Genomic DNA, 11,906 nt, shown 5'->3' with positions numbered 1-11,906 from the left:
ATCCTGTTTGCTCCCCACGCTTTCGCGCCTCAGTGTCAGTTACAGACCAGACAGTCGCCTTCGCCACTGGTGTTCCTCCAAATCTCTACGCATTTCACCGCTACACTTGGAATTCCACTATCCTCTTCTGCACTCAAGTTCCCCAGTTTCCAATGACCCTCCACGGTTGAGCCGTGGGCTTTCACATCAGACTTAAGAAACCACCTGCGCGCGCTTTACGCCCAATAAATCCGGACAACGCTTGCCACCTACGTATTACCGCGGCTGCTGGCACGTAGTTAGCCGTGGCTTTCTAATAAGGTACCGTCAAGGTACGTTCATTTCCTAACGTACTTGTTCTTCCCTTACAACAGAGTTTTACGATCCGAAAACCTTCATCACTCACGCGGCGTTGCTCCATCAGACTTTCGTCCATTGTGGAAGATTCCCTACTGCTGCCTCCCGTAGGAGTTTGGGCCGTGTCTCAGTCCCAATGTGGCCGATCACCCTCTCAGGTCGGCTATGCATCGTTGCCTTGGTAGGCCGTTACCCCACCAACTAGCTAATGCACCGCGGGCCCATCCTACAGTGACGCCGAAGCGCCTTTCAACTTCAAAACATGTGATTCGAAGGATTATCCGGTATTAGCCCAGGTTTCCCTGAGTTATCCCAATCTGTAGGGCAGGTTGCCCACGTGTTACTCACCCGTCCGCCGCTAAATCAGAGAAGCAAGCTTCTCGTCATTCGCTCGACTTGCATGTATTAGGCACGCCGCCAGCGTTCGTCCTGAGCCAGGATCAAACTCTCCATAAAAGTAGTTTGAAAGCTCATTTGCTTTGCTAGCGTTATCTTTTGATAACAATTGCTTATTCACTTAATGTGATAAGACTTGTTTGTGATTATCTTCTTGCTTGTTTAGTTTTCAAGGTTCATGGAGCGGGTGAGGAGAATCGAACTCCCGACAACAGCTTGGAAGGCTGTGGTTTTACCACTAAACTACACCCGCATATGGTGCGCCCGGCAGAAGTCGAATCCACAACCTTCTGATCCGTAGTCAGACGCTCTATCCAATTGAGCTACGGGCGCATAAAATAAATTATATTGTTTTAAAATGTTTTGGTGCGGTCGAGAGGACTTGAACCTCCACCGAGTTACCTCGACTAGGCCCTCAACCTAGCGCGTCTGCCATTCCGCCACGGCCGCATCTTCAAATTCGAGTTACTAGAATATCATATCAACTGAAATGTTATATGTCAATAACTTTTTAAAAGAAAATGGTGAGTCATGCAGGATTCGAACCTGCGACCCTCTGATTAAAAGTCAGATGCTCTACCAACTGAGCTAATGACTCGTGGTGAAATAAAAATGGCTGGGGTACCTGGATTCGAACCAGGGCATGACGGAATCAAAATCCGTTGCCTTACCGCTTGGCTATACCCCAATATTTAATTTGAATTTAAATGGCGGTCCGGACGGGACTCGAACCCGCGACCTCCTGCGTGACAGGCAGGCATTCTAACCAGCTGAACTACCGGACCAATATTTAAATGGTGACCCCTACGGGATTCGAACCCGTGTTACCGCCGTGAAAGGGCGGTGTCTTAACCGCTTGACCAAGGGGCCATGGCTCCGTTGGCAGGACTCGAACCTGCGACCCTCTGATTAACAGTCAGATGCTACTACCAACTGAGCTACAACGGAGTAATATGATGTCGTTCAAGTGCGTATCACCTTGTCGACTTTTACTATTATAAAGAGCTTTCTTCAAAACGTCAACTACTTTTTCAAAAAAAGTTATTTTTTTAAATAGATTCTTCCCGAACACTTGCTACAACAGTATTTTTGAGTATTTATCTTTCTCATTCTAGGATAGTTTTGATGACAGCTTTCACAAATATATAACCACTTCGATGCTGTGATTGGTCTACAATATCTTGGTGAACCTGTTTGTTGCATTAACATTTGAAAATCCATATCCCCATGTCGATACCCTTTTCCTTCTATATGTAAATGATAATGACAAAGTTCGTGTTTAATGATTCCTTCTACTTCTTGCTCTCCATACACCTCTAAATACTTTGGATTAATCTCAATATTATGTGTTTGTAATAAATAACGTCCTCCCGTTGTTCGAAGACGTTTATTAAATACAGCTTGATGTCGAAATGGTTTTTTAAAGTATGTCATTGAAACTTCTTGTACCCACAAAGTTAATTGTTCATAATTCATATTCATTTCCTCCATAAAAAATAAGAATGAATAAGCATATAGCCTTCTTCATTCTTACTCTATAGTATAACTTATTTTTCAGGCGCAATCATGGTTAATGATACGCGTCCTTTTTTCTCATCTACTTGATCTACATAGACAGTTACAATATCACCAAGTGCTACAACGTCTAAAGGATGTTTTACAAAACCTTTTTTCAATTTTGAAATATGAACTAAACCATCTTGCTTCACACCAATATCTACGAAGGCACCAAAGTCTACAACATTTCGGACAGTCCCTTGTAGCTCCATCCCTACCTTTAAGTCTTCCATTTTTAAAACGTCTTGCTTCAGTAATGGTTGCGGAAAAGCATCACGCGGGTCACGCGATGGCTTCATTAACATATCAATTACATCTTTAACCGTAATCTCTCCCACATTAAAACGCTCTGATAGTTCAGCGATTGTAAAATGTGAAATCGCTTCTTCGGCTTCTTTTGTTCCAATCTGTTTTACTGTTAGCCCTGCTACTTCTAAAATAGATTTAGCTAATGCATAACTCTCTGGATGAATCCCTGTACCGTCTAAAGGGTTTTTCGCATCTGAAATACGTAAAAAACCAATCGCCTGTTCATACGTTTTTGCACCAAGACGTGGAATCTTCTTCAATTGTGTACGTGCAGTAAATTTACCTTGTTCACTTCTTACACGCACAATGTTCTCTGCTACCGTCTTTGACAACCCAGAAATATGTTGTAATAGTGATGAAGACGCTGTATTGACATCCACACCTACTTGGTTTACAGCTGTTTCGACAACAAAATCAAGAGAAGATACTAGCTTCTTTTGTGATACATCATGTTGATACTGCCCTACTCCAACTGCCTTTGGTTCAATCTTAACCAGTTCTGCTAACGGATCTTGCAAACGACGCGCAATTGAAATCGCACTTCTTTGCTCTACTTGTAAATCAGGGAACTCGTCACGCGCTACCTCAGAAGCAGAGTACACACTTGCTCCTGCCTCATTCACAATGACATATGCCGTATTACTTGAAGCTTCTTTTAATACTTCTGCTACGAATGCTTCTGACTCACGTGATGCCGTACCATTACCAATCGCAATAATATCAATCGGATATTTATTTAATAGTTGAAGTAATGTATTTTTAGCTTCTTCTGGTTTTGCTTTAGGTGGATGTGGATAAATTACCGATAGGTCTAAAAACTTCCCTGTATCATCTACCACTGCTAATTTACAACCTGTACGATAAGCAGGATCTAAACCTAATACATATTTACCTTTCATTGGCGGTTGTAATAATAAGTTACGAAGATTTTCAGAGAAGATATGAATCGCTTGATTCTCGGCTCTCTCTGTCAATTCACTTCTTACTTCTCTTTCAATAGAAGGTGCAAGCAATCTTTTATAACTATCTGCAATTACTTCTTCTAAATACACATGTGCTGGTGACGTTTTTGGTTTTAACCATTTATTTCGCATAGCTGTATGAATCTTTACAGGTTCTACGTGTATGCCCACTTTTAAAATTTCTTCTTTTTCACCACGATTCATCGCTAAAATACGATGTGGCACTACTTTTTTAAGTGGTTCTTCATAATTATAGTAAATCTCAAAAACGCTTTTTTCATCCTGAGTAGCATCTTTTACTGTAGTGCGAATCACACCATCTTGCCATGTGATTTTTCGAATTTGTTCACGAATAGTTGGTTCATCTGCAAACTGCTCTGCTAAAATATCACAAGCTCCTTGCAAAGCATCTTCTACTGTCACTACCTCTTCAGTTATAAACTGCTCCGCATATTTAATAGGTGATTCATTTGATTGTGTAAGTAACCATTCTGCAAAAGGTTCTAGACCTTTTGCTTTTGCGACTGTCGCCTTTGTTTTTCGTTTTTGTTTGTATGGACGATATAAATCTTCTACCTTCTTCAACACAGTAGCATCACGTATTGATTTTTCAAGTTCAGGTGTTAATTTTTGCTGCTCATCTATTAATCGCACCACTTCTTCTTTTCTTTGTTCAAGTTGTTGAATGTAATGATGACGATCTTCTATATTTTTAATTTGTACTTCATCTAAAGAGCCGGTTACTTCTTTACGATAACGTGCAATAAAAGGAACTGTATTTCCTTCTTCTAATAATTCAATTACTTGATTCACTTGTTGTAGTTTAATATTTAACTCTTGTGCTATTAATTTATTCATAGTTACTCGTTCCATTTGAATCCCTCCAATATTAGTAGTGTATCAAAATACATAAAAAAAAGCCTATTCTACTTAGAATAGGCGTGCTGCGATTAAACTTGCATCATCGTTTTTTAAGGTTAAATAAGATGATTGTACTTGCTGCAATTTAATAAATTCATTCTCTAAAAGTAGGCTTCGAATATCTGTGATTTCTATCCCATCCGTATGTAATAAGAAAAAATCTCCTTTTTTATACTCTAATGCTTGCACAACAAAATGTTGAGTCCGTCCTGAAAGATAACCTCTCATCTGTCTCGGATAGATTACCTTACCTTCACTAGGTCGAAATATATAACAAGAAATGTTTCCAATACTCGCAAATTGAATATGGTTTCGTTGAAAACAAACTCGCATGACAGCAGCCACAGCGCCGCGTAACCCTAACATTTTTAAATCACTACGCCTAAGCAATTCACTTAATTCTAATTCGGGATTTTCTTCTAATTCTTTAATAACAACGGTAGCTGAAGCATTTGCTTCAGTACCGCTACCCAGACCATCTGCTATTGCTAAAATACAAATGTTTTCAAGTAATTTAACAGTCAATGCATCACCACTAATAGTAGCATCATTTTTAGCTCGAATCATCGTTGTATAATGCATAAAATTATTTCTACCTTCTGTCTGCATAATTAGACACCCCCAGAAGAAATAATTGCTTGTTGTAATTTTTTTATGGCCTTTCTTTGAAGTCGTGAAACATGCATTTGAGATATCCCCAATCTTTCACCAGCTTCTTTTTGACTTAATTGTTCTAAATAAGTTAATTGAATGATTTGCTTTTCACGTTCTGAAAGGACGCTCATTGCATCTGCTACAATCATTCTTCGATTAGTTTTTTCGTACTCTTCATCTTCTCTTCCAACTACATCGAATAATGTAACCGTACTACCATCTGAATCAGACTCGATTGAATGATCCATCGAAAGCGCTTGATAACTTCGACTCATCTCCATCGCTTCTAACACTTCTTCTTCTGTTACTTCTAATCGTTCAGCAACTTCTGAAACTTTTGGCGAACGCTGCAATTCAGTTGTTAGTAATTCAACGGTCGATTTAATTCTTGGGCCTAATTCTTTGATTCTTCTAGGAACATGAACATCCCAAGTTTTATCTCGTAAGAAACGCTTAATTTCACCAATAATCGTAGGCACCGCAAAAGCTTCGAAACTTCTTCCAAAGTCTGGATCAAAACGTCTTATTGCTCCTAGTAAACCCAGCATACCTACTTGAACAATATCATCATGATAGGAACGTCCATTGGAATATTTTCGCGCAATTGACTCTACTAAATATTGATAATGTAATACCAAATTCGTTTGTGCATCATCATCTTCATTTTCTTGATACTTTTGGATCCATTCTAATACTTGTTCCTTAGAAGCAGATTTAGAAGGTGTCCGTTTCCACATGCTCCTTCACCTGCTCTCGTGCAACATATTTTGTCATGAAAACTGTAACACCGTTGTCATTTAAGACTTTTACTTCATCCATTAAGCTTTCGATTAAAAATAAGCCGAGGCCACCTTCTCTTATAAATTCTGCATTTGTTTCTTCGTCGTAAGGTCCTACTTTTTCTCTAACTTCTTCAAAATCAAAGCTCTTACCGTAATCAGCAATCATAATTTCAATTTTATCAGTATATATAGCACAACCAACAACTACCTCACCTTGTTCTGCTTCTGGATAAGCGTGTTGAATTGCATTCGTAATTGCTTCGCTTGAAGCAATCTTAATATCTTCAATGTCATCGTAAGAAAAACCAATTCGGTTTGCTAATCCTGAAATTGCCAATCTAGTTATTCCAACATATTGAGTTTTCGATGGTACTCTCATTTCGAAATAATCAAATTCTCTCATGGTCGTTCACAGCCCCTTCTTTCTCTATATGGATTACTCCGCTAAGACCTGTAATGTCAAACAGTCTTTGTAAACGTTGAGATAGTCCTACCAAAACAAGCTTTCCTTTATTTGCTGTTACATTTTTGTAGAAAGCTACAATGACCCCTAGCCCTGTACTGTCCATATAACTTACTTCTGACAAATCCAATTCAACTAGCATATCCTCTTGAATATCAACAGCTAATAATTCTTCTCTTAAATTCGGAGCAGTGAAAGCGTCAACTTCTCCACTCACCATACTTAACACCTTATTTTCCTCTTTATTAATCTCTATTTTAAAATTCATATTTTAGCACCCCAATTTTTTATAACAGTCTATTAATACTGAATACCTTTTTTTCAAACATCTTAAACATAGGCTAATCATCTTCTTTTTCAATACAACAAAAGTTAAGTCATCTGCAAGATTTTGGAAGTGTGATAATTTTTCAATCTCATGGAAAATAGCCTCTGCTAATTGCTGTGGTATTTTGTCTTTATGTTTAAAAATCAAATCGGTTAATTCAGACTTTTCTAAAAATCGATCGTCCACCCTACATTCAGTTACACCATCTGTCATAATAATTACCATATCGCCTTTTGCCAACTGTACACTTCTCTCTTGGTTATGAACATCAGGTAATACGCCTAATAATAGACCTTCAGACTCTAGTTCAATAAATTTACCATCTTTTGCACGATACAATAATGCAGGTTCATGTCCAGCTGAGCAATAAGTAAATGTAGATTGCACGACATCATATCGTCCATAAAACATGGAAATGAACATATTATCATCTACAGTTTTTTCTACAATGCGATTTAAAACATCCATAGCATAAGAGGGGCTGATACTCGGCTGCCCAAGTGTATCTAAACCATTCTTAACCATAGACATGCAAAGTGCAGCCGGAATACCTTTTCCTACTACATCCGCGACACCTACTCCGACAAAACGTTTGGAATCTCCTTGGTAATAGATATAATCTCCATTCATTTTCCGAGCTGGAACAGAGATACTCCCGATAGAAAGACCATCAATTGTTGGAATCGTCGTTTTTAACATTGTCTTTTGAACATTCGCAGCAAGTTCTAGTTCATGATCCATTTCTTCCTGGTTCTTCAACAAAATTTTATGTTCACGTAAAGCTAAACCATATTGAATCATAAATTCAGTTAAAAAGTCCAAAGCATTTTTCATACCATCCGTAAACTCTTCACTACCTTCATAAATTTCCGCAAGAGAATCTTTATGAATACTAATTACTTCTTCTGGTGTAATGTCTTTTTGTACCAAACGCCTACTAAAGTTTTGGCCTAAATATAAATTACGCTCAGTTTGATACTGTAAATATTGTCCTAGAAGCATTGTGTACTGTTTTTTTATTTCATTTGTCATGCACTCATCACTTCCTCATCGGAGCCATTTAATGATTCTCACAATTGTTCCTTCATTGACGGTCGTTTGAATGTCAAATTCATCCATTAATCTGCGCACACCTGGCAAACCAGCACCTAGGCCTTGAGAAGTTGAATAACCGTCTTGCATGACAAGACGAATATCTTCAATACCTGGTCCTTCATCTTGTGCAACAATTTTAATCCCTTTTGTACCGCTCATATCAATTGTTTCAATCAGTATTCGGCCTTTATCTGCATATAAATAAATATTTCGTGCTAATTCACTAATTGCAGTCGTAATACGCGCCTGGTCTACCGCGCCAAATCCAATACGCTTCGCTTCGTTTCTTCCAAGCTGACGTGCCTCAACAATATCCCACTCTGTTAATATTTCAACAAAAGATTTACTCATATCTTTCTGCCCCCCAGTGCTTTCTGGAGTTTCGTAAGACCACCTTCTAAATCAAGTGCTGTAATGACGTCTTTCAAATAAATTCCTAACTCCACCAGTGTAATAGCTATACTAGGTTGAATACCAGTAATTGTTACTTTTGCTCCCATCAAAGAGGTCATACGAATAATGTCGCCCAAAATACGAGCAATAAAGGAATCAATAAATTCAATACAACTTAAGTCAATTACAACTCCTCTAACTTTTACTTCACTCAACTTTTGTAAAAGATCCGTTTGAAATTGCATAGCTGTAGGATCATCTAATTCTGATTGAATCGATACAATTAGACAATCTTGTAATTTTAAAATTGGGATGTTCAGCACCATTAATGAATCACCTCACGAATGCATCGATTTGTCTCTTCTAGTGCTTTCTCTATTCCTTCTTGAAGTGTTCCCAATGTCGTGACATCTGATAAATTAACACCTAACTGGACAATCGTTTGCGCAATTTCAGGACGGATTCCTACTAACATACTTTTACCACCTACAATATGAATAGCATTTACGACTTCTATTAAATGATGAGCTACCACTGTATCAAGAACTAGCAAACCGGTAATATCAATTAGTACAACTTCTGATTTATTCGATACAACTGCATGTAAAACATTTTCCATAATTTGCTTTGCACGATCCCTATCAATAGCACCAATAATCGGAATGACAATTACGCGATCAAATACAGGAATAATGGGTGTAGATAGTTCCTGTAAGGCAATTTTTTGTAAATGAATAATTTTATTATAGCGTTCTTGTTCATACTTTAATAATTCTATAGATAGAGAATGAACTATTTTACGTAAATATTGCAAAATCTCCATTGACTCTGCTGGCTTTTTATCTTTTTGATTCCGCAATACATAATATGTACTCGTTTCAAAAGCCTCGATAAAGGGAAATAATTGGACAGCTGTTCTATTAAGTGTTCCTAATTCTTGGACAAATTTTTGGATATCTAAATGATTCAAAAAATTTCTGATGTATCTCATCGTTTGCTCTAGCGTCTTTTCAAATAATTCTTCTTGAAGACTACCCGTAGCCATCTCTGACTCATCAGCTCTTAATTGTTCTTGCCAAACATCTTCAACTTCTTGTAAATGCTCTTTTAAAAATCGAATCGTGGCTTTTTCCAATCAGTAACCCTCCCTATTTGTTATATATGCAATTGTATCTCAAATCTTACATTTATTCACTTTTTATTCCTTGTTTTATAAAAATCGAGAAAGCACCACTAATACTATTACCATTTTTAAGAAATTAAAAACACCAGATTTTAAAAAAACCTGATGTTTTCGCTCTATGTATAGCTTTTAAAATTTTAATAATCCCAAACTAATAGCCAAAGCATCTTCTACTTCTTTCATTAGTGGTTGATCGAGTTGTGTAATTTTGTCAGTTAAACGGGATTTATCGATTGTCCGTAGTTGTTCTAACAAAATAACTGAATCTCGCTCAAATCCGTATTTCTTTGCATCAATTTCGACATGGGTTGGTAACTTTGCTTTTTGAATTTGCGCTGTAATTGCTGCAATAATCACTGTAGGACTAAAGCGATTCCCGATATCATTTTGGATTACCAAAACTGGTCGAGTACCGCCTTGTTCTGATCCCACTACAGGTGATAAGTCAGCAAAAAAAACGTCTCCACGTTTTACATTCAAATTGTCATCCTCCGCAAACGAGTCGCTCCACCATATGTTCTGCTTCATACTCTAAATGTAGACATTCACTACATATAGTTAAGTTAATTTGGGACATTTCGGTATATCCCTTAACCATAGCTTCTCGTATATCATTTTTATGAGTCATCTTTTTATATCGTTTTGTTGGTACATATAAATTTTGTTCAGATGTAATAGATTGTTGATAAGCTTGCTCGATGTTCTCTGTAACTATATTTGATGATTTCGGTAGAATCGTTTCATTTATACTGTTTTGAACCACAGCTCGCACCTCCAAAAAGTTCCCTTTTATCATATCGAAATTTTCTATGTTAGAACAATCTTATCATTCTAGCAATAGAAAAGAAAGGTCTTTTCTAAGAGTTATGCCATAAAAAAATAGATTTCTCTAAATTTATAACATTTTTTTATCATTATTTATAATAAACTCTTGGTACGCGCGCAGTCAGTATACATGCTATTTCATATGGAATTGTATGAAGACGATCTGCCCATTCTTGCATCGTAATTTGTTCTTTTTCTTGTTTACCAATTAAAACAACTTTCTCACCTACTGGGAAATGAAACGGTAATCGAATCATTAACTGATCCATACAAATTCTACCTACGATTGGTACGCGAATACCGCCTACAAGAACTTCTTGCCCTTGTAAACCACGTAATACACCATCAGCATAACCAATTGGCAAAGTAGCAATCCATTCACCGTCTTCTTGTGCTTCATAGGTTGCACCGTATCCTACGTGTTCACCCTTTTTCAATTGTTTCACGTGAACAATCTCTGTTTCAAGTTGAAGTGCTGGATGAATTGTAAAAGGTAGATGTTCTCCTACATAAGTTGAAGGTAGTAAGCCATACATAGAGATACCAAAGCGGACTGCATCAAACTCTACATGATTCTTTAATAAAGAAGCTGCTGTATTCGCTGCATGAACTAAACGAGGTTTGGTTGGTAACTGATTGACTAAGTGTATAAACACATCTTTTTGTTGGTCATAGTATGTAGAATCTTCCTCGTCTGCCGTTGCAAAGTGCGTGAAAATACCATCAAGTTCAAACTGGGGTGATGATTGAATACCGTGGTATAGTGTAAGCATCTCATGTTCATTTCGTACCCCAATACGTCCCATTCCACTGTCAATTTTCATATGTACTTTAACAGGAACGTCTAAAGTTGAAAATTGTTCACTCGCCGCTTCTAACCAATCCATTGAAAAGACTGTTAGTGTAATATGCTCTTTCGCTGCAAATGGAATAAATGAAATAGGTACCGCACCTAATACTAAAATTGGTGTTTCTGAAAACACTTCTCTAAGGTGTAAAGCTTCATCTGGCGTAGCAACTGCTAACATCGTAACGCCTGCTTCAATCGCTGCTTTTGAGACTTCTACATCTCCGTGACCATATGCATTTGCTTTTACGACTGCAATAATTTCCGCATCAGTATGTAGGTGATTTCGCAAACCTTCAATGTTTTTTTGTATAGCTGTCAGATCAACACGAGCTGTTGTTGGTCTAAAATGTGTCATGTTCATTACCTCTTTTTATTTTTTATTCATACTAAGGTAAAGAATGTATATACCAACATTCTTTGTTTACCCTACTTTTTCAGAAAATAACCATTTATTGTGAGTTTTTTTCCATTAAAACGACTTGAGCAGCAGCATATTCTTTCGAATGTGTGATACTGACGAATCCATCTACTTTTTGTTGCTTAAAATAAAGAATGGGTTGTCCTTTTTCATTCGGTAAGATTTCAATATCATGCAACTTACAATCTCGCCCTAACCCTGTACCATTCGCTTTTGAATAAGCCTCTTTCGCTGAAAAACGTCCTGCTAAAAACTCAAGTTGTCTTCTTGTTTTTAATTGCTCAAAAATAGCCATTTCGCGCTCCGTTAAAATACGCGTTTTAAACTTAGGGCTTAGATCGTTTGATTTTTGAATACGTGCAATTTCAACTATATCCAAGCCAATTCCTTTAATCATCTTCGCTTCTCCCTTCTCTCTACGAACTGTTCCATGT

Annotated in this window: 14 protein-coding genes, 8 tRNA genes and 1 rRNA gene (1 of these 23 running past the window's edge); all 23 read right to left on the bottom strand. The window is 37.4% G+C overall.

Annotated elements, in window-relative coordinates; genetic code table 11:
• Nucleotides 1–792: ribosomal RNA gene (locus tag ASO14_RS01595) — 16S ribosomal RNA — on the bottom strand (it extends 756 nt beyond the left edge of the window).
• A gap of 119 nt (nt 793–911) precedes the next feature.
• Nucleotides 912–985, bottom strand: a tRNA-Gly gene (locus ASO14_RS01590).
• Nucleotides 986–988: 3 nt separating this feature from the next.
• A tRNA-Arg gene (locus ASO14_RS01585) sits at nt 989–1,065 on the bottom strand.
• 31 nt (nt 1,066–1,096) lie between these two features.
• Nucleotides 1,097–1,182, bottom strand: a tRNA-Leu gene (locus ASO14_RS01580).
• Between the two features lie 72 nt (nt 1,183–1,254).
• Nucleotides 1,255–1,330 (bottom strand) — tRNA-Lys (locus ASO14_RS01575).
• A gap of 15 nt (nt 1,331–1,345) precedes the next feature.
• Nucleotides 1,346–1,420: transfer RNA gene (locus tag ASO14_RS01570), tRNA-Gln, on the bottom strand.
• Between the two features lie 20 nt (nt 1,421–1,440).
• A tRNA-Asp gene (locus ASO14_RS01565) sits at nt 1,441–1,517 on the bottom strand.
• A 10-nt stretch (nt 1,518–1,527) separates the two neighbouring features.
• Nucleotides 1,528–1,602: transfer RNA gene (locus ASO14_RS01560), tRNA-Glu, on the bottom strand.
• 1 nt (nt 1,603) lies between these two features.
• Nucleotides 1,604–1,680 (bottom strand) — tRNA-Asn (locus ASO14_RS01555).
• 93 nt (nt 1,681–1,773) lie between these two features.
• Nucleotides 1,774–2,208: a SprT family protein gene (locus ASO14_RS01550; RefSeq protein ID WP_068450615.1), complete on the bottom strand. Its 435-nt coding sequence runs from the start codon at nt 2,206–2,208 to the stop codon at nt 1,774–1,776.
• Nucleotides 2,209–2,279: 71 nt separating this feature from the next.
• The gene (locus tag ASO14_RS01545) at nt 2,280–4,433 is read right to left on the bottom strand and encodes a Tex family protein (RefSeq protein ID WP_068450613.1); all 2,154 of its coding nucleotides are present in this window, start codon (nt 4,431–4,433) and stop codon (nt 2,280–2,282) included.
• 57 nt (nt 4,434–4,490) lie between these two features.
• The gene (locus ASO14_RS01540; protein ID WP_068450611.1) at nt 4,491–5,090 is read right to left on the bottom strand and encodes a SpoIIE family protein phosphatase; all 600 of its coding nucleotides are present in this window, start codon (nt 5,088–5,090) and stop codon (nt 4,491–4,493) included.
• A gap of 2 nt (nt 5,091–5,092) precedes the next feature.
• Complete coding sequence (gene sigB / locus ASO14_RS01535; protein ID WP_068450609.1) at nt 5,093–5,872, bottom strand: RNA polymerase sigma factor SigB; 780 nt, start codon at nt 5,870–5,872, stop codon at nt 5,093–5,095.
• A complete protein-coding gene (rsbW, locus tag ASO14_RS01530; RefSeq protein WP_068450608.1) occupies nt 5,850–6,320 on the bottom strand; it encodes an anti-sigma B factor RsbW in 471 nt (156 codons plus the stop codon). The genes sigB and rsbW overlap by 23 nt, the downstream gene beginning before the upstream one ends.
• The gene (locus ASO14_RS01525) at nt 6,307–6,648 is read right to left on the bottom strand and encodes an anti-sigma factor antagonist (protein ID WP_068450607.1); all 342 of its coding nucleotides are present in this window, start codon (nt 6,646–6,648) and stop codon (nt 6,307–6,309) included. The genes rsbW and ASO14_RS01525 overlap by 14 nt, the downstream gene beginning before the upstream one ends.
• Before the next feature lie 3 nt (nt 6,649–6,651).
• A complete protein-coding gene (locus ASO14_RS01520) occupies nt 6,652–7,740 on the bottom strand; it encodes a PP2C family protein-serine/threonine phosphatase (protein ID WP_082701338.1) in 1,089 nt (362 codons plus the stop codon).
• 15 nt (nt 7,741–7,755) lie between these two features.
• Nucleotides 7,756–8,154, bottom strand: a complete 399-nt coding sequence (locus ASO14_RS01515) for an anti-sigma regulatory factor (protein WP_068450606.1) — start codon at nt 8,152–8,154, stop codon at nt 7,756–7,758.
• Nucleotides 8,151–8,522 (bottom strand): STAS domain-containing protein, encoded by a 372-nt coding sequence (locus ASO14_RS01510; protein ID WP_068450604.1) that lies wholly within the window; start codon nt 8,520–8,522, stop codon nt 8,151–8,153. The genes ASO14_RS01515 and ASO14_RS01510 overlap by 4 nt, the downstream gene beginning before the upstream one ends.
• Entirely contained in the window at nt 8,522–9,331 is an 810-nt protein-coding gene (locus ASO14_RS15270) for an STAS domain-containing protein (RefSeq protein WP_068450602.1), read from the bottom strand. The genes ASO14_RS01510 and ASO14_RS15270 overlap by 1 nt, the downstream gene beginning before the upstream one ends.
• A 177-nt stretch (nt 9,332–9,508) precedes the next feature.
• The gene (locus ASO14_RS01500; RefSeq protein ID WP_068450600.1) at nt 9,509–9,859 is read right to left on the bottom strand and encodes a type II toxin-antitoxin system PemK/MazF family toxin; all 351 of its coding nucleotides are present in this window, start codon (nt 9,857–9,859) and stop codon (nt 9,509–9,511) included.
• Between the two features lie 4 nt (nt 9,860–9,863).
• Nucleotides 9,864–10,142, bottom strand: coding sequence for a transcriptional regulator (locus ASO14_RS01495; protein WP_231726971.1), 279 nt, complete (start codon nt 10,140–10,142; stop codon nt 9,864–9,866).
• A 151-nt stretch (nt 10,143–10,293) separates the two neighbouring features.
• Nucleotides 10,294–11,409, bottom strand: a complete 1,116-nt coding sequence (gene alr / locus ASO14_RS01490) for an alanine racemase (protein ID WP_409136327.1) — start codon at nt 11,407–11,409, stop codon at nt 10,294–10,296.
• Nucleotides 11,410–11,503: 94 nt separating this feature from the next.
• Complete coding sequence (gene acpS, locus ASO14_RS01485; RefSeq protein ID WP_068450597.1) at nt 11,504–11,869, bottom strand: holo-ACP synthase; 366 nt, start codon at nt 11,867–11,869, stop codon at nt 11,504–11,506.
• Between the last annotated feature and the right edge of the window lie 37 nt (nt 11,870–11,906).

This window comes from Kurthia sp. 11kri321 (assembly GCF_001534765.1).
GTDB lineage: Bacteria > Bacillota > Bacilli > Bacillales_A > Planococcaceae > Kurthia > Kurthia gibsonii.
This window is presented reverse-complemented; position numbering and strand designations above follow the sequence as displayed.